This is a genomic window from Deinococcus roseus (assembly GCF_014646895.1).
In the GTDB taxonomy this organism is placed as follows: Bacteria; Deinococcota; Deinococci; order Deinococcales; family Deinococcaceae; genus Deinococcus_C; species Deinococcus_C roseus.
The window spans coordinates 90,099-110,843 of sequence record NZ_BMOD01000013.1 but is presented as its reverse complement, the minus strand read 5'-3'; the positions used below and the strand labels follow the sequence as shown (position 1 = coordinate 110,843).

General features: G+C 56.8%; 14 protein-coding genes. 8 read left to right on the top strand and 6 right to left on the bottom strand.

The window, feature by feature from the left end; all coding sequences use genetic code 11:
* Positions 1-1,647, bottom strand: coding sequence for a tetratricopeptide repeat protein (locus IEY52_RS16140; protein WP_189004172.1), 1,647 nt, complete (start codon positions 1,645-1,647; stop codon positions 1-3).
* A gap of 593 nt (positions 1,648-2,240) precedes the next feature.
* Here IEY52_RS16140 and IEY52_RS16135 point away from each other — a divergent pair.
* Complete coding sequence (locus IEY52_RS16135; RefSeq protein ID WP_189004170.1) at positions 2,241-4,598, top strand: diguanylate cyclase domain-containing protein; 2,358 nt, start codon at positions 2,241-2,243, stop codon at positions 4,596-4,598.
* A gap of 53 nt (positions 4,599-4,651) precedes the next feature.
* Here IEY52_RS16135 and IEY52_RS16130 read toward each other — a convergent pair whose 3' ends face one another.
* From IEY52_RS16130 to IEY52_RS16110, 5 genes are all read right to left on the bottom strand, one after another.
* Positions 4,652-5,176 (bottom strand): hypothetical protein, encoded by a 525-nt coding sequence (locus tag IEY52_RS16130; protein ID WP_189004167.1) that lies wholly within the window; start codon positions 5,174-5,176, stop codon positions 4,652-4,654.
* Between the two features lie 276 nt (positions 5,177-5,452).
* Positions 5,453-6,973: a sugar ABC transporter ATP-binding protein gene (locus IEY52_RS16125; RefSeq protein WP_229684846.1), complete on the bottom strand. Its 1,521-nt coding sequence runs from the start codon at positions 6,971-6,973 to the stop codon at positions 5,453-5,455.
* A 506-nt stretch (positions 6,974-7,479) separates the two neighbouring features.
* Entirely contained in the window at positions 7,480-8,484 is a 1,005-nt protein-coding gene (locus tag IEY52_RS16120) for a LacI family DNA-binding transcriptional regulator (protein ID WP_189004165.1), read from the bottom strand.
* Between the two features lie 333 nt (positions 8,485-8,817).
* Positions 8,818-10,404: a sugar ABC transporter ATP-binding protein gene (locus tag IEY52_RS16115; RefSeq protein WP_189004163.1), complete on the bottom strand. Its 1,587-nt coding sequence runs from the start codon at positions 10,402-10,404 to the stop codon at positions 8,818-8,820.
* Between the two features lie 15 nt (positions 10,405-10,419).
* Complete coding sequence (locus IEY52_RS16110; protein WP_189004161.1) at positions 10,420-10,773, bottom strand: hypothetical protein; 354 nt, start codon at positions 10,771-10,773, stop codon at positions 10,420-10,422.
* 168 nt (positions 10,774-10,941) lie between these two features.
* Here IEY52_RS16110 and IEY52_RS16105 point away from each other — a divergent pair, with 168 nt between their 5' ends.
* The 7 genes from IEY52_RS16105 to IEY52_RS16075 all read left to right on the top strand — a co-directional run bounded on the left by IEY52_RS16105 (position 10,942) and on the right by IEY52_RS16075 (position 20,720).
* On the top strand, positions 10,942-11,913 hold the full coding sequence (locus IEY52_RS16105; protein WP_189004159.1) for a sugar ABC transporter substrate-binding protein: 972 nt from the start codon (positions 10,942-10,944) through the stop codon (positions 11,911-11,913).
* A 130-nt stretch (positions 11,914-12,043) separates the two neighbouring features.
* Positions 12,044-13,039 (top strand): ABC transporter permease, encoded by a 996-nt coding sequence (locus IEY52_RS16100; RefSeq protein WP_189004157.1) that lies wholly within the window; start codon positions 12,044-12,046, stop codon positions 13,037-13,039.
* A gap of 4 nt (positions 13,040-13,043) precedes the next feature.
* Complete coding sequence (locus IEY52_RS16095) at positions 13,044-13,502, top strand: RbsD/FucU family protein (protein WP_189004155.1); 459 nt, start codon at positions 13,044-13,046, stop codon at positions 13,500-13,502.
* Positions 13,503-14,185: 683 nt separating this feature from the next.
* Positions 14,186-16,234, top strand: a complete 2,049-nt coding sequence (locus tag IEY52_RS16090; protein WP_189004153.1) for a glycoside hydrolase family 32 protein — start codon at positions 14,186-14,188, stop codon at positions 16,232-16,234.
* Between the two features lie 30 nt (positions 16,235-16,264).
* Positions 16,265-16,897, top strand: coding sequence for a hypothetical protein (locus IEY52_RS16085; protein WP_189004151.1), 633 nt, complete (start codon positions 16,265-16,267; stop codon positions 16,895-16,897).
* A gap of 541 nt (positions 16,898-17,438) precedes the next feature.
* The gene (locus tag IEY52_RS16080; RefSeq protein ID WP_189004148.1) at positions 17,439-19,478 is read left to right on the top strand and encodes a glycoside hydrolase family 32 protein; all 2,040 of its coding nucleotides are present in this window, start codon (positions 17,439-17,441) and stop codon (positions 19,476-19,478) included.
* A gap of 228 nt (positions 19,479-19,706) precedes the next feature.
* Entirely contained in the window at positions 19,707-20,720 is a 1,014-nt protein-coding gene (locus IEY52_RS16075; RefSeq protein ID WP_189004146.1) for a LacI family DNA-binding transcriptional regulator, read from the top strand.
* Positions 20,721-20,745: the final 25 nt, after the last annotated feature.

The window sequence follows — 20,745 nt, the reverse complement described above, 5'->3', positions numbered from 1 at the left end:
TCAGCTGTGCATGATGCGACCATTGAAATCCAGTACCCACTCGCTGCCACTGGAGGGCAAAAACACCTGGTCTGATTTCTGGTTTTTCTCCAGGTGCTCCTGCACATCGAGCACCACCCGGTACTTGGATTCAATGCTGTACAAACGGGTGTTCTTGTCATACTCGATCCACAACAACCCCACTTTTTCGGCCACCTGGTGTTTGATCTGGTGGAAGTAATTCTTGGCCTTGATGGGATCCAAATCTTCAAAAACATGGGTCAGGATGCTGTTGAGGGAGACTTTCTTGTGCAGCAAGATGTAAACGATGAGCTCCAGGGATTTGCTGAGGGGCAATTTGAGGTCCCGGCCATTGTACTGGATGCGTTCTGTGCCCAGGGTCTGGATTTCCAGCTGGTTGCTGCTCACCTTGGGGAGCAAATCCGGGTATTTGACGTTGATGAAATCAAACACCTCTTCAATGATGATCCAATCTTCAAAAGTGCCGTTGCACTGGTCTGTGCGAACCATGAACTGCACCAGTTCGTCCACAGCGGCTTCAAAGCGTTCCGGGAAGTGCTTGCGGAACACCTCGCAGCGGTACATGTACACCCGCATGGTTTCCAGCAAAACGTCACTGGATTCTGCGTAAGCCAGGGCTTCATCGCTGAGCCGGAGGGCTTCCTGTGGGGTCAGGGAGTCATCCATGTAAGCCAGCTGACACTTCAGCACGCTTTCGTCGATGCCAGCGGTGGCATGGGGCTTCATTTTGTTGAGCATGACCCACATTTTCTGTGGCATCTTCAATTTGTAGTAAATCATGGACAGGTACCCATAAATGATGCTCAGGTTTTCCCTCATCACAGCCTGCCTGGCTCTGGAGAGGGCCTCTTCAAAGTACTTGCGGGCTTCTTGAAGTTGTCCATAACACATGAAGATCCGACCAATGGACACTGTGGAAATCACGACGTGGCGTGGATTGTTGCTGCCCTCAATGATCTCCAGGGCCAGATCGACCATGCCGTCCAGATCGGTGTTGTCCAGGTTGGTCAGCATGATGATCAATTTGATTTGCCATTTGTATTTGGTCTGGCAGAGTTCTTCTGCCCTGGACAGGTAATAAACCCGTTTGTCTTCGTTGCCCACTGCTGCATGCAGGTTGGAACACATCAACAGGACTTCAGAGGCATAAAACTTGAATTCAGGGGCGGTCTGAATGACCTGCCAGCTTTTCTCAATGTTCAGCAGGGCCACCTTGACATTGTTGTTTAAAGAATGCACCAGGGCGAGGTTGCGGTACCAGATGGCCTGATTGAACTTGCTGAACTGGGAGACATCCAGGGTGTTGACCAGTTGCCACATCTCTTCGGGTTTGCCCAGCATGTAATGAAGCGGCACCAGATCAATCTGGGCTTCTTCATAGCCCATTTCAATGGCCCTGAGCAGGTGTTCATAGGCCCGTTCACGTTGCCCCAGAATCGCACAGCACAGGCTCATCCAGCGTTCGTCTTGCCTGGTGGGTTTGTCCAGCGTGTTGTAGAGCTGTTGTCCCAGTTCATGCTCAAACATCAAATGGCAGAGTTGCAGGTCACATTCGGGTTCAAAATCTGGCTCAATGGTTCTCGCCTGTAAACGCATTTCCTGAAGTTGTTGTTGCAGTGTTGACATGACATCCCTTTCCTGTCCCATCTGAAGCGCACAAACGGCCCGGTTCCTGGTCCCAGATCAAGCTCTGAAAATGGATCTGGGCGGACACATTGAAATGTATTGTCAACCATTGAATACTTGATGTCCTGCAAATGCATTGGGCTTGCATGCCTGATCATTCAGCCCATCTCGCTGTTTTGAAAACATGTGCTGCCAGCGCAAGAGGACAGTGAACATGTTGAGATGAAGCAGGCAAGAAAGGCATGCCCATTTATTTTAAAGGGTTTGGGATGAAAGTCATCTGAGCCATTTAGAACAATGCCAGAGAGGTTCTGGCTTGCCTTTCCGGGAGAACCACATGGAAATGCAGAAAAACGCAGGGGCCATGTGGCCCCTGCTGCAGGTGTTGTGCCCATGATCGCCATTTTCGCTTTCCTGACAACAGAGACTGTCATAACAGCTTGTTTTTGATTTTTTCTCCAAAGGTGTAACAGGGTAAGTATCCTGACAGGCTGTTTTCGTTACCCTGAATTCAACCCATCCAGGTTTCGGTGCATCCAGATGTGCCTGTTCTGGTCTGCCTGTGCTGGCAGACCCCGGGGAGGAATTGCAGCATGAAGAAAACCCGCTGGACCCCCACCCCTTCCCACCGCATTTCTGTGGACCTCAAAGCCTGCTGCCGCATGTTTCAGGTGCCCCTGTGGCTGATGACCCTGGACGGACAGGTGGAGGAAATCAGCGATCAGGCCGTGAAAACCCACCAGCTCAGCCGGGAGAACCTGATCGGGCATCCCATTTTTGTGTCCTCGGTGTGGGAGGCCCGCACCCTTGCCCTGTTGCAGCAGGAGGTGCAGCAGTTCAGCCACAGCAAAACCCTGGACCTCACCCTGTCTGATCCAGATGGCATTTTCAGGACCTTTCAGTTCCGTCTGGAAGCCGTGGTGCACGATGGGAACCCGCTGGCTTTGCTGCTGTATCTGGTGTCTGGTCTGGATCCGGCGGTGGCTTTGCAGGAGGTGTGCGAGCAGAGCGACCTGGGGCTGGCAGTGGTGACAGAGCAGGGTGAAGTGGTGTGGCACAATGCGGGTTTCCTGCGCCTTTTGCAGCAGGGTACGGCTGGACTGGACGCTTTGCAGGTGCAGCATTTCCCTGAATTGCCACTGGACCTCGCCGCCACACAGCCGTTCAGTCGCACCCTTTCCCTGAAACGGGGTCGCCAGGTCAACTGGCTGCACCTGACTGGAAGCCCGATGGTCCTGTCAGGTCAGAAGCACCTGTCTGTGATGCTGCAGGATGTCACCGCGTTCCAGCAGCAACTGGCAAGGCAACAGGTGCAGGAGGTGCAGGTGCAACTGGCGGTGTCTGCAGGCAGCATGGTGCCCTGGACGCTGGACGTGCAGAGCCAGGCCTTGCAGTTTGATTCGGTGATGGTGCCTTTGCAGCCAACCTTTTCCCTGACCCTGGACAGCGGGCTGGACTGGATTCACCCGGAAGACCAGGAAAAGGTGCGCTGGACGGTTCGGCAGGCCCGTTCAGGATTGCCCTTTCAGGTGGAGTGCCGCCTGATGCTGCCCTCGGGCGGAATCCGGCAATTGAAGATCTCTGGTCAGCAGGTTGTGCAGGCCGGCCGGGAGGTGTTGGTGGGCTGCTGCTGGGATTTTACGGAACAGCACAATTTGCAACAGGAATTGCAGGAAGCGTACCGCATCGCCCAGTTCAGCCGCTGGAGGGTTCACCTGCCTTCAGGCACGCTGGAATGGAACGCTGAACTGCTGCACCTGCTGGGTTTGCCCGCTCCCCTGCCAAAAGAACATTGGGAGCAGGTGCTCACCCCGCAAAGCTGGCAGCGCCTGCAGGACCTGAAAAACGCCTTGCAGAAAGATGCCAGCCAGAAAGACACCAGCTACTTTCAGCTGGATCTGGAGGTGCACCTCCCTGAACAGCCCACCCTGTGGCTGAATGTGCGGGGCAGGGTGGTGTGCACTGTGCAGGGTCAGCCCGAATTTGTTCACGGCACCGTGCAGAACATCACCGAAATGGTGCAGGCCAGACAGCAAATGCAGGCCCTCTCACGCCGTCTGGTGCTGGCCACCGAAACCGGAGGCATCGGCATCTGGGAACTGCACCCCCACAGCATGGAACTGGAGCTCGATCCCACCCTGCAGGAATTCTTTGGGGTGCAGCAGGCCCACGGGCACATCACCCTGGACTTTTACGCCTTCAGTGAGCGCTATGTGCACCCCGACGATCAACCGCTGCTGGAAGGCATTTTTCGCCGTCTGACGGCAGAAGAAGGACGGCCAGAGACCACCCAGAGTGTGGATTTCCGGGTCAAATCCCTGCTGGGTCAGGAGAAGGTGCTGCGCTTTTACGCGCAGGTGGTGCAGGAGAACACCCACAGGCGCATTCTGGGCACCGCCCAGGACATCACCGAGCAAAAGCAGGCCGAGCAGCGCATCCGCCACCAGGCCCACCATGACCCCCTCACCGATCTGCCCAACCGCCGCCTGTTCTTCGAGTTGCTTTCCCAGCAGGTCCGGGAGCATGCCCGCACCCAGGAGAAATCTGCCGTGCTGTTCATTGATCTGGATCGGTTTAAAGAGGTCAACGACACCTACGGGCACCAGGCCGGAGACCAGCTTTTGCTGGAGGTCACCCGCCGCCTGAGGGAGTGCACCCGCAGCAGCGATGTGCTGGCCAGGCTGGCCGGGGATGAATTCGTGATCCTGCTGACCCGCCTCTCGGACCGCCAGACTGCCGCCATGATTGCAGACCGCATCCTGCACCTGCTGAACAAACCGGTGCAGGTGGGTCGCAACGAGGCCCACATCTCGGCCAGCATCGGGATTGCCCTCTTTCCACAAGATGCCGACGATGCCGAAACCCTGATGATCCACGCCGACCAGTCCATGTACCACGCCAAGAAAAACGGCAAGAACCAGTACCATTTCTTTGAGGGAAATCGGGTTTAGCCCTCAAAAGAAAAGCCGGGACCTGTGGGGTCCCGGTCTGGGTCTGGTCATGTTCAGAACAAATTTTTCAGCTTCTGTCTGACGACTTTCAGTTCTTCCTGGGTCAGCACGGGCTGCTTGGTGGCTTTCAGGTGCGGCCCGAAGCTTTCCCATGTGAGCAGTTTCACCCCGATGAAGTCCCACTGGCGGGGGTGTTTGCTGTCGTAAAACCCGTCTCTGGCTTCTTCTGCGTCGATGAGCTGGCGGTGCAGCATGATGGGGATGACCGGGCAGTTCAGCATGCGTTTCAGGTTCACGGTGCTTTTCAGGATGCTTTCGGCCAGTTTGCTGATGTTCTCGTTGTTGATCACCAGCCGGTAGCGGTAATGGTCCACCACCCCGTAGACCGTCTGGGGAAAGACCACATGCACCCCGTACACCGACAGAAACACGTACAGGTTGGTGAAGTGCCCGAGGTGCACGTGCTCGATCATTTCCCACTCGTCGCCCAGAGAGTAAAGGGCTTCTTCAAATTTGGAGGTCTTGGGGAGGTTCTGTGCGCTCAGCATGGCATGTCGTTCGGTGTCGCTACCGCTCATGGTTCTTTCTCCTTCTGCAAAAACGGGAGGTGCGGATGAAGATGTCCTGGTCCCAGGTGGTGGGCCGGACGGCCATCAGAAGGGGAGGGATGGCAGGCGCCATCCGTCTGGAGGGGTAGAAAATCAGAAGTGGAAGAGGTTCCAAAAACAGTGTAGCGCACCCATGCAAGCTGAACAACAGCTGAAATCTTAAGCGTTCGGTAAGGAAAAAGTAACGTCCAGAAAACCAGAAAAGGAGTGTGCAGGAGGTCTTCTGGACGCTGAGAGGGTGCTGCTTTACGCTCCGACCAGGGCTGAAGGAATGTACTCCGCTCCGGTGGCCATGCGCATGATGTTGTCCTGCTCGATTTCCTTGCCACTCACCTCCCCGACGATTTCACCTTCACGCATCACCAGGATGCGGTCTGCAAGGCCCATCACTTCCAGCAGTTCGCTGCTGATGCAGATCACCGCCACGCCCTTTGCGGCCAGTTCGCCCATCATGCGGTAGATTTCGCTCTTGGCCCCCACATCCACCCCACGGGTCGGTTCGTCCAGAATCAGCACTCTGGGCTGAATCTCCATCCAGCGGGCCAGCAGCAGTTTCTGCTGGTTGCCTCCCGACAGATCAATGGCCAGATCCCTGGGACTGCTGACCTTCAGGGCCATGGACTGAATGGCGTCTTTGGTCAGTTTCTCCAGCACCCTGTAATTCAGCAGGCCCCACTTGCTGTGTTTTTCCAGCACGTTCATCCCGATGTTTTCCAGGGCGCTCATCTGCAGGAAGAGTCCCTGCGATTTGCGGTCCTCTGGCAGGTAGCCAATGCCAGCCCTTACGGCATCCTGGGGGGAACGGATGTTCAGTTTTTCGCCTTGCAGCCACACCTCGCCAGAAGACCTGGGGTCTGCACCAAAGAGCAACCTCGCCAGTTCGGTGCGGCCTGCACCCACCAGTCCGGCAATCCCCAGAATCTCTCCGGCATGCACTTCAAACGAGCAGGGATGCACCACCCCTTTGCTGGAGAGGTTGTCCACTTTCAGCATCACCTCGCCAATGTGGGAGAGTTTGCTGCGCTGGTAGAAATCGGTGAGTTCGCGGCCCACCATCATGTGCACGATGCGGTCCGGGTCGATTTCATGCTTCTGCAGGGTGCCCACGTAGGTGCCGTCCCGGATGACAGACACCCGGTCTGCCAGTTCATAGACCTCGGGCATGCGGTGCGAGATGTAAATGATGGCGATGCCCTCATCGCGCAGTTGCCGGATCAGGGCAAACAGACGCTCGGTTTCGCGGTCTGAAAGGGTGGCGGTGGGCTCGTCCATGATCAAAACTTTGCTCTTGTGCACCAGTGCGCGGGCAATTTCCACCAGTTGCTGCTCTGCAATGGACAGTTCACTGGCCATGGTGTGCGAATTGAAGCGTGCCCCCAGTTTCTCCAGCACTTTGGCGGTCTCGGTGTGCATGTGGGCAAAATCCACAAAACCCAGCGCATTCTGGGGCTGTGCCCCCATGAACACGTTCTCTGCCACATTCAAATGAATGGCGATGCTGAGCTCCTGGTAAATCAGGTTGATGCCTTCTTTGCGGGCCTGCACAGGGTTCTTGATGTGCACTTCCTTGCCGTCAATTTGCACGCTGCCGGTGTCACTGGAGTACACCCCGGCCAGAATTTTCATCAGGGTGGATTTGCCTGCACCGTTTTCACCCATCAGGGCCAGCACCTCTCCGGCGTAGGCTTGCAGTTGCACCCCCTTCAGGGCGTAGAAGTTGCCGAAGCGTTTCGAGATGTCTTTCATGTCCAGCATGGGTTTCTTCATTTGACGGGTCCTTTGGAAAGCAAAACGAGAGCGTTCTGGGGAAGGGCTTGAAGGGGAGAAAATGGAGCCAGCGATCCCTGCTCAAAGGGGCAGGTCGCCAGAAAGGGCTGAACCGGGACAGCAGGTGTCGCAGGATCCATCCATGCAGGATGACCGGTTGTGGGTTGTGTCTGTGGGCAAGGTGAACGGGTCTTGTGTCTGTCTGGTCATTGTGACACACCCTCTGCAAGATGGCAAGGTTTATTCTGCAAACTTGTTTGCAATTTTCATGAAATCTTGCATTTGAGGGTTTGCAGGGGGAAAGATGCCGAGCGACCCAGCGGTCACAAACCGCTTTGGACCGCGTCGTCGGGTCAAGAAGGGCCGAGGGCCGAGGGCAACAGATCAAAACATGGAATTGATCAATGTAGGGGGCACGCCTCGCCCCTATTGGACGAAATTTCAAACCAGACCTGCAGGGGGGCAGCGTGCTGCGCCCTCTCGGCAGGAAGGGTTTTAAATCCCCCTCAGCGCAAACGTTCGGTGGATCCCCGCACAATCAGCTGTGTGGGGAGGCGGATGTTCAGTGGTGGAAGCACAAATTCCCGTTGCAGGTTCTGCATCAGGATGCCGCAGGCCACCCGGCCCATCTCGTAAGGGGACTGGGCCACCACGGTCAGGGGAGGCTGCAGGATTTTGGCCCAGGGGGGATCATCGAAACCCACCACGGAGACATCCTGGGGCACTTTCAGTTTCAGGTCCTGCAGCGCAGTCAAAGTCCCGATCATCATGTCTGCATTGCCAACAAAAAGCGCAGTGGGACGGGGCTCTTTGGGCAGGGCCATCAGTTTGCGGGTGACTTCTGCTGCCCCAGATTCCAGACCGTACCCATAAGTGATCCAGCGGGGGTCCCGCAGCAACCCTGCCAGCGCGAGGGCCTGCTGGTATCCTTCCAGGCGTTCTGCTGTGCTGGACATGTCTGGAGGTCCACCAATGAACCCAATTTTCTTGTGCCCCAGCGAAATCAGGTGGTCCATGGCCAGCACGGTGCCCCGCACGTTTTCCGCCAGCACCTGACCCACCCCGGAGAATCCCGAAGCACAGTCCAGTTCCACCACGGGCACTTCTGCAAGCTCTTTCAGGTGGTTCAGGGTGCCTTTGGTCGGCACGATCAGCAGGCCCTGGATTTTCTGCTGCATGGCGACTTTCAGGAAGCGCTCTTCTTTCAGTTCGTCTTCCTCGGTGTCGTACAAAAGCACGTTGCAGCCGTGCTGGTCTGCCACGGCCTGCACCCCCTTGGCGAGGGTGGCATAAAAAGGATTTTCCAGATCGGTGACCAGCAGCGCAATGGACGTGGAGGCCTGCTGTTTGACCAGCCTGGCCTGCTGAATGGCCTGATACCCCAGCTGGTGGGCCACCGCCAGAATGCGGTCCCGGGTGTCCTGGGAAACCATGTCCGGCCTGCTGAGTGCCCTGGACACCGTGCTCGGGGACACCCCCGCTTCTTTTGCCACGTCTTCAATCGTCGCCATATCGTTTACCCTCAGATTCTATCCGATCTTGTTGTGGTGTGAAGGGGTGTTTTGTGCGTTGGGACGGGGGTGAAAGAATGCCGAGGGCCGAGGGCCGAGGGCCGAGGGCATTTGATCTGAATGGGTGGAGCCCATCAGGGCCTTGCTGGAAGGGTTTCTGAAGCCGTTGCATCGGAATTTGGGAAGAAAGAAGGTTTCTTGCAAGCGAATTGCTTCCTGTGGCATCACCACATGTGTTCAGCAGAACCCAGCCTGAAAGAGATCGTTGCCCTCGGCCCTCGGCTCTCGGCTCTCGGCTCTTGTCTTTCGGCCCTCGGCCCTCGGCTTTACCCCTCACAGCACATGCCTCTTCTTCCAGTCCTCAGGCGTGAAGCCCTTCAAACCTGTAGCAAACTCCATGATGTGTTCCAGGGTGATGCTTTCTCCGCGTGCAGGATCGATTTCTCCCACCAGTTCGCCTTCTTTCATCACCAGCACCCGGTCTGCGATCTGTACCAGTTCTGCGCTGTCTGAGGAGATGAACAGGATGGTCATGCCAGATGCTGCAAGGCTGGAGAGGGTGCGGTACAGTTCGGCACGGGTGGCCACATCAATTCCGGCGGTGGGTTCGTCCAGCAGCAGGATTCTGGGGTTCAGGGACAGGTAGCGGGCCAGCAGCAGTTTCTGCTGGTTGCCACCAGATAGGTCTTCCACGGTGGTGTGCAGGCTGGAGAGTTTGATGTTGAGGCGTGTGACGGTGTTTTTGACCTGTCTGGCCACCTCGGAGAAGTTCAGCAGGCCCATGTGGGAGTGGCGTTCCAGCACCCCGATGGAGATGTTTTCGGAGACACTCAGGCGAGCAAACAGGCCGTCGTTCACGCGGTCTTCCGGGACATAAACCATGCCTGCCTGGATGGCGTCTCTGGGGCTTTTGAGGTCCAGCATGTTGCCTTGCAGCCAGATTTTGCCGCTTTTGAGGGGAGAGACCCCGCAGATCAGCCTGGCCAGTTCGGTGCGCCCGGAGCCCACCAGGCCACCCAGTCCCACTATTTCCCCTTCTCTGAGGGTCAGGGAGGTGGGTTTGATTTTCTTGCCATCTGTGACCTGAATGAGTTCCAGAACGGGTTTTCTGGGGGTGCCCTGGGGGTTTTTCTGGAATTCCTGCAGGGATTGTCCCAGCATCATCTGCACCAGTTTTTCGGCGTTGATGCCTGCCCGCCTGGGGTCCACGGGGGAACGGTTGGGGTCTTCGGGTCCGCGTTGCACGGTGCCGATCAGCACGCCATTTCTGAGCACACTGACCCGGTCTGCCAGGTTGTAGACCTCCGACATGCGGTGCGAAATGTACACGATGCCCAGACCCTGCCCCCGCAGGTGTTTGATGATTTCAAAGAGCCGCTGGCTTTCGTGCTCACTCAGCGCTGCAGTGGGTTCGTCCAGCACCAGCACGCGGGGTTTGAAGGCCAGGGCGCGGGCAATTTCCACCAGTTGCCCTTCTGCACGGGACAAATCTCCCACCAGGGCGTCTGGCGAGAAGGTGGCCCCGACCTGTTCCAGCACCTGCTGGGTGATTTTGCGCATCTGCTGGAAACTGAGGAGTCCCCACTGGGTTTTTTCTGCGCCCAGGAAGATGTTCTCGGTGACTTTCATGTTGAGGGCCAGGTTGGGTTCCTGGTAGATCAAATGGATGCCCATGCCCCGTGCAGAGCGCGGGTCTTTCATGCGCACGGCTTTGCCATCGATGAAAATCTGGCCTTCGCTGGGCTGGTAGGCCCCCACCAGCACTTTCATCAGGGTGGATTTGCCCGCGCCGTTTTCGCCCATCAGGGCCAGCACCTCGCCGGGGTACAGCACCAGGTTGACCTGATGCAGGGCTTTGACGCCTGGAAAGTGTTTGCTGATGGCGCGCATCTCTAAGAGGGGAGGCTGGATCGTGGACATGAAGGCTCCTGACCATTATGGCAAAACCGCAGCAAGGTCATCCAGCAGGGTCATGCAAATGCATGCAAGAAGGGTGTGCAGCGTCTGGGTCTTGTTCTGATTGTACTGAAATTGCAGCCACTTTGGTTTTCTGTGGGAATGTTCACAATGTGCTGCTGGTGCAAATGGGGCAGGAAAGGGCTTGCAGAACAGGTGTTTTGCTTCACAAGCGGTTTGTACCGGGTACATTGAAGGTGGAGTAAAGCATTTGTTTTGATTGATTGTCTGCCTTTCGATCAGGCTATGGGAAGCGGTTCCATGTGGTTTTTTCATCCATTGCAAAGACTTTTCTGCAACTTGCAGTGAGAGTTTGCAGAAATATTTCTGCAAATGTGCAGGGTTTGTAATGCATGCAGCGATTGACCTGGGTGAAAACTTCGAGTACAGTCCATGTCAGGACCGCAACAACTTCACCCCACAAAACGTGCAAAAGAGCTGCACACCATACCCCTGGTGTGACCGCCAGTTCTGTTGTCTGTCCACAGGAGAGAAACCACCATGAACATGAAACGTCTGTCTGCCCTGTCTGTGCTGCTCACCGCCACCGTTGCCTTCGCTGCCGACCAGCCCATCATTGGCCTGATCACCAAAACCGAAACCAACCCCTTCTTTGTGAAGATGAAAGAAGGCGCACAGAAAGCCGCCAAGGCCAAAGGTGCCAAACTGCTGACCGGAGCAGGCAAAGCAGACGGAGACAACGCCGGACAGGTGACTGCTCTGGAAAACATGATCGCTGCCGGAGCAAAAACCATCCTGATCACCCCCAACAACGCGCAGGCCATCGTGCCCGCTCTGGAAAAAGCCCGCAAGCAGGGCGTGATGGTGATTGCCCTGGACAGCCCCACCGACCCTGAAAGCGCCGTGGACGCCCTGTTCGCCACCGACAACTACAAAGCAGGCATGTTGATCGGACAATACGCCAAGGCTGCTTTTGGCAACAAACCCGTGAAGATCGCCACCCTGGACCTCTTCCCTGGACACCCCGTGGGCATCGACCGTCACAATGGCTTCCTGAATGGCTATGGCATCAAAAACGACAAAGATGCCCGCGTGGTGTGCATGCAGGACAGTTACGGCGACCAGGCCAAAGGCCAGACCGCCATGGAGAACTGCCTGCAGAAAGACCCCGAAATCAACCTGGTGTACACCATCAACGAACCCGCCGCTGCAGGTGCTTATCAGGCCCTCAAAGCCATTGGCCGCGAAAAAGAAGTGATGATCGTCTCCATTGACGGTGGTTGCACCGGAGTGAAGAACGTGCAGGCCGGAGTGATCGCTGCCACCTCCCAGCAGTACCCCCTGAAAATGGCTTCTCTGGGCGTGGAGGCCGGGGTAAACTATATCTTGACCGGCAAAAAGACCACAGGCTACACCGACACGGGCGTCACCCTGATCACCGACAAACGCATGAAAGGGGTGCCCAGCAAAGACACCAAGTTCGGCCTCAACAACTGCTGGGGTGTGAAGTAAGACCTTTCAAATTGTGACGGCACAGCAGCGTCAGGAAAGCAGGATCAGGTGAAACCGCTGACTGACATCTTTCATCCATCCACACAGGGGAGAAGGTCAAAAAACCTTCTCCCTGGAAAGGCCTTTCACCATGACCATCCAGAACACCAGCAAAGCCCGCACCACAGGGGGCAATCCCGTGCTTAAACGCCTCAACAGCCTGAATTTGCTGGGTCCCATCGTGGCCCTTCTGCTTGCCAGCGCTTTCTTCGCCACCCAGTCGGACCGTTTTCTCAGCGGGCAGAACTTCTCCCTGATTTTGCAACAGGTGATGGTGGTCGGGGTGATGGCCATTGGCCAGACCCTGATCATCCTGACCGCGGGCATTGACCTGTCCTGCGGGATGGTGATGGTGCTCGGAACCATCGTGATGACCAAACTGGCGGTGGAATCTGGCCTCAACCCCATCCTGGCCATCATGGCGGGTGCACTGGTCTCCACAGCGGTGGGCTTCTTGAACGGGCTGCTGGTGACCCGTATTAAACTGCCGCCTTTCATCGTGACCCTGGGCACCTACAACATCGCCTTTGCCATCACCCAGATCTACTCCAACGCCCAGACCCAGACCGGACTGCCTGCCGCCCTGACCTTCTTTGGCAACACCTTTCACATTGGGGGCACCGCCATCACCTACGGCACCGTGCTGATGATTGTGCTGTACATCGTGGTGTGGATTTTCCTGACCGAAACCGCCCCTGGCCGCCACATTTACGCTGTGGGCAACAACCCCGAAGCTGCCCGTCTGACCGGCATTCCCACCAACCGTGTGCTGCTGGGCGTGTACACCATGGCTGGATTGATTTACAGCGTTGCAGGCCTCTTGCTGGTGTCCCGCACCGGAGTGGGCGACCCCAACGCCGGAGCCACCGACAACCTCGACACCATCACCGCAGTGGTGCTGGGCGGAACCAGCCTGTTCGGTGGGCGCGGCATGATCTTCGGAACCCTGCTGGGCGCACTGATCGTGGGTGTGTTCAGAAACGGCCTCACCCTGACCGGCGTCCCCTCGGTGTACCAGATCCTGATCACCGGCATTCTGGTGATTCTGGCCGTGGCTGCAGACCAGCTCACCCGCAAGAAAGCCTGAACGCATGCTCAGAGGCATCGATCCCCTGCTTTCCCCGGAGCTTTTGAAACTGCTCTGCGAGATGGGGCATGGAGACGAACTGTTCGTGGTGGATGCCAATTTCACAGCGTCCACCCTCGCCAGGGGCCGCCCGATCCTCAGGCTGGACGGCATTTCGCTTCAGCGGGCCTGTGAAGCGATTCTGTCGGTGTTCCCGCTGGACCAGGTGAAACACCCAGTGGGCTACATGCAGGTCTGCAACGCCCCAGAAGGTTTTGTCAATTCCGCCCAGCAGGACGTTTTACAGGTGCTGGCACAACACGAGATCAGGCCGGAGCAATGTGAACCCATCGAACGCTTCGCTTTTTACGAACGGACCCAGAACGCCTACGCTTTTGTGGTGACCGGAGAGCTGCGCACCTACGCCAACTTCTGCTTCAAAAAAGGCGTGGTGGTGCCAGAACCCACAGGGGCTTTTGTTTGAACTGAAACCTGAGGTCTGCGCCGGGATCCAGCGTTTTGGGGATCCCGGTTTTTTGATGCTGAGGGCGCAGGGCCGAGGGCCGAGGGCCGAGAGCCCAGGGTCAGAAATCTGAACCGAGGACTGTAGGGGCGAGGCATGCCTCGCCCCGTGGCAGAAATCTATGAGGGGTTGAAGGTAAGCTGCTGGATTCATCAGGTGCAGAAATCTAAAATCGCACCTGTAGGGGCGAGGCACGCCTCGCCCAGTGGAAGAAACCTCAGGCCTCGCCCAGCACAAGAAGCCGTGCTCTGGACATCAAACCACAAACGCCTCTGCCCGATTCCAGACCTCCTCAAACCCTGGTTTGCTTGCATCTTCTCGAATAAATTTGCAAGAAAATTCAGAAAAACTGAATAAAAACCTCAATGGATTTTCTGATATTTTCTCAAAGAGAGAACGTATCAGAAATAAAATATTCTTATCTGGATGTCAAATTTATAAACCCGGTTCAATTGAATAATTTTGAATTTTTATGCTTGACAGGACAACGTTGACTGTGTACGCTCGTAACAGACACCCTTACAACCTGAATTTCTGGCCTGATCTTCCAAGATCCAAAAGGCCACCACCCGTGGGTCGTGGATGAAAGGCCCACAGGTGCCTCTTTCGTCATCCTCTGGCTGTCTTACACGAAAGGAAACCTGATGACTGTGAAACCCATTGCCGCAAGTTTGTTGCTCACCCTTGGCCTGACCCTCACCGCCTGCTCTTCGGTGTCGGTGCCCCCACCGGGTGGATTTCAGCCGCCAAATGCCAGTTACAACGAACAGTGGCGTCCAAAGCTGCATTACACCCCGCAACGCAACTGGATGAACGACCCCAACGGCATGGTCTACCTGAATGGGGAATACCACCTCTTTTACCAGTACAATCCGCAGGGCATCAAATGGGGCCACATGAGCTGGGGGCATGCGGTTTCACGTGACCTGATCCATTGGGAAGAATTGCCCATTGCCATTCCTGAAGCTCCAGACATCGCCATTTTCTCTGGGTCGGTGGTGTATGACAGAAACAACACCTCCGGGTTTGGCACCACTGCAAACCCGCCACTGGTGGCACTCTTCACGGGCTGGAACAAATCCAACAACAACCAGTCGCAGTATGCGGCGTACTCGCTGGACCAGGGGCGCACCTGGACCCGCTATGGCACGGCTCCGGTGCTGGACATTGGCAGCACCGAATCCCGCGACCCCAAGGTCTTCTGGCATGCCGCCACCAGCAAGTGGATCATGGTTTTCGCACGGGCCACCGACCACAAGGTCGCAATTTATGGTTCCACCAACCTCAAAAACTGGACTTACCTGAGCGACTTTGGACCGCTGGGTGCAGGCACAGCACCGGGTCAACTCTGGGAGGTTCCTGATCTGGTGCAACTCCCCATCGATGGCAACACCGCCAACCAGAAGTGGGCCTTGCTGCTGAGCATCAACGGAGGAACGCTGTGGGGTGGCTCTGGGATGCAGTATTTCCTGGGGAATTTCAATGGGGTCACCTTCACCCCTGACCCCCTGCCTGCCGTGAATGAACCCGGAGGGGTGCTGTACCAGGACTTTGAGGGCAGCACCTATGGAAGCTGGACGGTCACCGGAAATGCTTTCGGTGCGGGGCCAGCCCAGGGCACCCTGCCCGATCAACAGGTGGTCACAGGCTACAGGGGCAGCAGACTGGTCAACACCTTTTTGAACGGAGACAGCACCACCGGAACCCTCACCAGCCCGGATTTTGTGATTGGCAAACCTTACATTTCCTTCCTGATTGGCGGGGGAAACCACCCTGGAGAAACGGCTTTCAATTTGATTGTGGATGGCAAAGTGGTGCGCAGTGCCACCGGACAGAATGAGGAACTGCTGCGCTGGAACGCCTTTGATGTCACGGCCCTGCAAGGCAAGACCGCCAGACTGCAAATTGTGGACACCCACACCGGACAGTGGGGCCACATCAACATCGACCAGATTGTGTTCTCGGACAATGCTTTTACGGAGAACGACAACCGGGTGCTGTGGGCGGATTTCGGACGGGATTTTTACGCGGCCTCCACCTTTGACAACCACCCCACTGGAGACAAGGTGTGGATCGGCTGGATGAGCAACTGGCAGTACGCCGAGAAGGTGCCCACCTACCCCTGGCGCAGTGCCATGACTTTGCCCCGCAAGCTGACCCTCAAGACCACACCAGACGGCATCCGTTTGCATCAGGAACCTGTGGCGGCCCTGACCACCCAGCATGCCGCCAGCCTAAAGTTCACCAATTTGCCCCTCTCGCAGATGAGACAGAACCTCACGGCTGCAGGGGTCAGGGGCAAAACCCTGGAAGTGCTGCTGGAAGTGGACACCACCGGACCCGGCAGCATCGGGCTGAAAATGCACACCTCTGCTTTTGAGGAAACCGTGCTGCAGTACAACCCCATCACCCAGAAGCTCTCTCTGGACCACCAGAAATCCGGGGATTCCAGTTTCGATCCGGGCCTTTCAGAGGTGCATGTGGCCACTTTGCGCAACACCGGAACCCTGAAACTGCGTGTGGTGCTGGACACCTCCTCGATTGAAGTCTTTGCCCAGGATGGCAAATTGGTGTTCACGGATTTGCTGCTCTCCAGCCCCAGCAGCGATGGTTTCGAGCTGTACAGCAGCAGCGGAGATCCGCTGGTCAAGAACCTGGAAGTGTACGAACTGAAAACCATCTGGAACCCCTGAGATCTGCCCTGAAGCACGGAAAGGAAATGCATGTCCAAGATTCAAACGTTCAATCCCAAATGGTCTTTGTTGTGTCTGGTCGCGGGTGGTCTGGTGTCCTGCTCCAATCTGGCAGGTGCCCTCATTCCCCCGCAAACCTTGCAGGACAACCCGCTGGGCATCAACCAGACGGCCATCCAGACCAGACCCGGCAACATTCTGGATTACACAGCTGCACCTTTCGGGGATTACGTGGCCCAGAGTCCTGCCCCCAACACCGTTGAGGTGGGCATTGTGATCAGCAAGGTCACGGTGAACGCCTCCTGCCTGACCCTTCCGGCCAGTTTCAGCGTCACGCTGCGGGACATCAAGGTGCAGGTGCGGGACCAGTCCGACACCTTTGCCCAGAAAGCCACCATCAAAGGCACCACCGAGAACCCCATCACCGTGACGGCTTCCAACAAAGTGCTGCGGCCAGAACTCAGCGTGTATGCGTATGCGCTTGCTGCCCCCAAAACCATCAAGATCATCTATGACCGGCAGCTTTACAACATCGTGACCTCAGGCGGGGCCAATGTTGCTCGCCTGACCGGAACGCTGGAGATTGCGGATCCGAACCTGGTGGGCTGCAGGGTGGGGGCCCTGGTGGACAGCAATTATGTGAAGCTGAGCAATTTTGGCTGAGCCAAAAACAGAAACCTTGAACGAGACTGTAGGGGCGCAGCGTGCTGCGCCCTGCGGAAGAAATGTTGAACGCAGTCGTAAAAGGCTCACCCTACTGTCAAAACCCCCTCTGGAACAACAATTCATCTTTCTGATCCTCCAGAATCACCCCTCGGGAAAGGCAGGGATGCAAAAGTGCATCCCTGCCCAAACACACCCAATCAATGCAATTTCTTGCATAAAATTTCAAAACGGCTCACAGGGACGTTGCTTGGTCTCTGGGAAATTTCCAATTCAAACGATAATAATCCATATGAAGCCCTGATCCATCAATGCATCTTCTTTCATTTCTTGCATGCAAGAGTGTTGACAACGTTGCCCCCGATCCGTATCCTCTAAGCAAGGCTCTACATTCCCACCCTTTCAAAAGGCACAAGGCTGCTTTCTACATTCCAGACCTGAAATTCTGATCAGGCTGCTGGGAGGTCTGCTGTTGTGCTGCATTTCCACAGGCACAGGGCAAGTCCCTGGGTCTCTGAGGTGTTGAGCCAGGAAAGGTCCCATGAACAGAAAACCCCACCTCCCCCTCCTGACGGCCCTGCTTTCCCTGACCCTGGGCAGCTGTGCCACCATCGCCCAGCCCGGAAACACGTTTCCTTTGCCCAGAGCCACCTACGATGAGCAGTGGCGGCCCCAGGTTCATTTCACCCCTCAACGCAACTGGATGAACGACCCCAACGGTCTGGTGTACCTGGATGGGGAATACCACCTGTTCTTCCAGCACAACCCTTACGGCAACGTCTGGGGCCACATGAGCTGGGGGCATGCCGTTTCAAAGGATCTGGTGCACTGGGAAGAACTCCCCGTGGCCATCCCCGAAGCAGAGGACATCGCCATTTTCTCGGGGGCTGCCGTTTACGACAGAGACAACACCTCCGGTCTGGGGACCGCAGCAAAACCCCCACTGGTGGCCATTTTCACCGGATGGAACAAGAGCACCAACAACCAGTCGCAGTACCTGGCCTCCTCTGTGGACAGAGGGCGCACCTGGACGCGCTATGGCAAGGATCCTGTGCTGAACATTGGCAGCACCGAATCCCGTGACCCCAAGGTGTTCTGGCATGCCGAAAGCAATCAGTGGATCATGGTGTTTGCCAAAGCCAGAGAACACAAGGTGGCCATTTACGGCTCCAAAGACCTCAAAACCTGGACGTTCCTCAGCGATTTTGGTCCTCTGGGTTCTGAAGGCGACGTGTGGGAGGTCCCCGACCTGATCCAGCTTCCAGTGGATGGCAACAGCAGCAAGAAAAAATGGGTGATGGTGGTCAGCGTCAACGGCGGCTCGCTGTATGGGGGCTCTGGGATGCAGTATTTCCCTGGGGATTTCAACGGCACCACCTTTACCCCCGATCCCCTTCCCGCGGTGACTGAGCCTGCAGGAGAAGTTTTTGCGGACTTTGAAGGCGCAGATTATGGCGGCTGGGAGAAAACCGGGGACGCTTTCGGAACAGGTCCAGCCCACGGTTCCCTGACCGGACAGAGCCCTGTGACGGGCTTCAAAGGCTCAGGTCTGGTCAACACCTTCCTGAATTTTGACCAGGGCACCGGAACCCTCACCAGCCCGGAGTTTACGCTCAACAAGCCTTTCATCACCTTCCTGATCGGTGGGGGGAACCATCCTGGTGAAACGGCCTTCAACCTGATCATCGACGGCAAAGTGGTGCGAAGTGCCACCGGGCAGGACTCCGAGGCCCTGCGCAGCAAGTTCTTCGATGTGGCAGAGTTCAAAGGCAAGAAAGCCCGCCTGCAGATCGTGGATTCCCACACTGGAGGCTGGGGTCACATTCTGATCGACCACATCAAATTCACCGAGGCCGTGGTCAACGACATGGAATTCAAGACCCTCTGGGCCGATTTTGGCAAGGACTTCTACGCTGGTGTGACCTACAGCAACTTGCCCACAGACGACAAAATCTGGATTGGCTGGCTGAGCAACTGGCAGTACGCAGGGCAACTCCCCACCTATCCCTGGAGAAACGCCCAGTCCTTCCCGCGCAAACTGTCCCTGAAAACCACCCCGGAAGGTGTGCGGCTGTTTCAGGAACCCATCGAGGCCCTCAAAAACCAGCGTGGGGCCAGATTTTCGGTGCAGAACCTCCTGGTTTCAAAGGTCAACGAGCGCCTGATGTCTGCTGCGGTGCGTGGGAAATCTCTGGAGGTGCTGCTGGAAGTGGAAACCGCTTCCCTGCAGAATGTGGGCCTGAAACTGCACCAGTCCAGCAAAGAGGAAACCGTGGTGTCTTACAGCCCACTGGCAGAACGCATCAGTCTGGACCGCTCAAAAGCAGGGGAGGGGAGCTTCAACATCGGTTTCCCGGAAGTGCACGCTGCGCCGCTGAAAGATGTGGGCAGCACCCTCAAGCTGCACATTTTGCTGGACACCTCCTCGATTGAGGTTTTTGCTGAAGACGGCAAGGTGGTGTTCAGTGACCTGACCTTATCGAGCCCCAGCAGTGACGGCCTGGAACTGTTCAGCACCGGAGGGGACGCTGTGGTGAAAAACCTGGAGGTCTACGAGCTGAAATCCATCTGGAAGAAGTAAAAGGCCCTGCTGCAGGGGACTGTGTTGGGGTGGACGGCCTTCTGGCAGGTCCACCCTGCAATTCCAGCGTCTGGCAAAAAGTTTCTTGCATCTCTGCAATTTCTTGCATAAAATGCACAGGGTGTAAACAGGGATTTTTCATCCAGAACGAAGAATTCTTCATGCATAAAGCTTGACAATTCTTGCAGAGATGGGTATGCTGAGATCACTTCAAAGGAGAGATTGTTCATGACCAAAAGGGCCACCCTGGCCGACATTGCCCGCAAGGTGGGGGTTTCCGAGTCCACCGTATCCAGGGCACTGGCTGGCAGCGAACTCATCTCAGACGACACCCGCCTGAGGATTGCCCGTGTTGCAGAACAACTGGGCTACCAACTTCCCGTGCTGGCCCGCTCTGTGCGGGGCGCAAAAACCCAGGTGGTGGCCCACCTGACCGACACCCCCACCCTGGAATTCCATGCAAGACTTGCACAGGGCCTGCACGAAGCTGCCCTGCGCCACAACCACCTGCTGGTCACGCATCCCTCGCCGCCAGATGGCTTCCGGGAGGAACAGTACCTGCAGATCCTCTCGGCGCTGGCCCCGGTGGGCGTGGTGGCCACCCCCACCACCAGCAACCTCTCTTTGATCCAGACCCTGGCCCAGAAATTCCCACTGGTCACGCTGGACCGTGATGTGGAGGTCGGGCTGCATGCCGTACTGCTGGACAACAAGCAGGCCATGCGCCAGGGCATCGAGCACCTGGTGGAACTCGGGCACACCCGCATTGCGCTGCTGGTGGGCAAGGACCCCATGACCGTCAGTTTCGAGCGCAGGCAGGGCTACCTGGATTCTTTGCGTGCCCTGCACCTCCCCATCGACCCCAGCCTGATGGTGCGCGAGGAATTCACCGAGGCCGGAGGCTACCGCGCCGCCCGTGATTTGCTGGACAACCGCCTGGAGTGCCCTTTCACCGCCATGATCGCCACCAATGGAGACATGACCCTGGGCATGATGCGGGCCGTCAAAGATGTGGGCCTGAAGGTTCCGCAGGACCTCTCCATCGTGGGTTTTGACGATTCCCGTTACCACCTGCTGATGGATCCGCCGCTCACGGTGATCACCCAGCCTGCCTATGAAATGGGAGAGCACGCAGCGAATTTGCTGTTCGACCATCTGGACCATCCCGAAGTGCACACGGCACGGGTGCGGCGCATGCCTGCCTCGCTGGTGCTGCGGAAATCCACCAGCTTTGTGCGCTGAACTTCACCTGCTGCCCTTACCTTGC

Coding starts and splice junctions, on each gene's coding strand:
- IEY52_RS16140 (WP_189004172.1), bottom strand. CDS start 1,647: ATGTCAACACTGCAACAACAACTTCAGGAAATGCGTTTACAGGCGAGA.
- IEY52_RS16135 (WP_189004170.1), top strand. CDS start 2,241: ATGAAGAAAACCCGCTGGACCCCCACCCCTTCCCACCGCATTTCTGTG.
- IEY52_RS16130 (WP_189004167.1), bottom strand. CDS start 5,176: ATGAGCGGTAGCGACACCGAACGACATGCCATGCTGAGCGCACAGAAC.
- IEY52_RS16125 (WP_229684846.1), bottom strand. CDS start 6,973: ATGAAGAAACCCATGCTGGACATGAAAGACATCTCGAAACGCTTCGGC.
- IEY52_RS16120 (WP_189004165.1), bottom strand. CDS start 8,484: ATGGCGACGATTGAAGACGTGGCAAAAGAAGCGGGGGTGTCCCCGAGC.
- IEY52_RS16115 (WP_189004163.1), bottom strand. CDS start 10,404: ATGTCCACGATCCAGCCTCCCCTCTTAGAGATGCGCGCCATCAGCAAA.
- IEY52_RS16105 (WP_189004159.1), top strand. CDS start 10,942: ATGAACATGAAACGTCTGTCTGCCCTGTCTGTGCTGCTCACCGCCACC.
- IEY52_RS16100 (WP_189004157.1), top strand. CDS start 12,044: ATGACCATCCAGAACACCAGCAAAGCCCGCACCACAGGGGGCAATCCC.
- IEY52_RS16095 (WP_189004155.1), top strand. CDS start 13,044: ATGCTCAGAGGCATCGATCCCCTGCTTTCCCCGGAGCTTTTGAAACTG.
- IEY52_RS16090 (WP_189004153.1), top strand. CDS start 14,186: ATGACTGTGAAACCCATTGCCGCAAGTTTGTTGCTCACCCTTGGCCTG.
- IEY52_RS16085 (WP_189004151.1), top strand. CDS start 16,265: ATGTCCAAGATTCAAACGTTCAATCCCAAATGGTCTTTGTTGTGTCTG.
- IEY52_RS16080 (WP_189004148.1), top strand. CDS start 17,439: ATGAACAGAAAACCCCACCTCCCCCTCCTGACGGCCCTGCTTTCCCTG.
- IEY52_RS16075 (WP_189004146.1), top strand. CDS start 19,707: ATGACCAAAAGGGCCACCCTGGCCGACATTGCCCGCAAGGTGGGGGTT.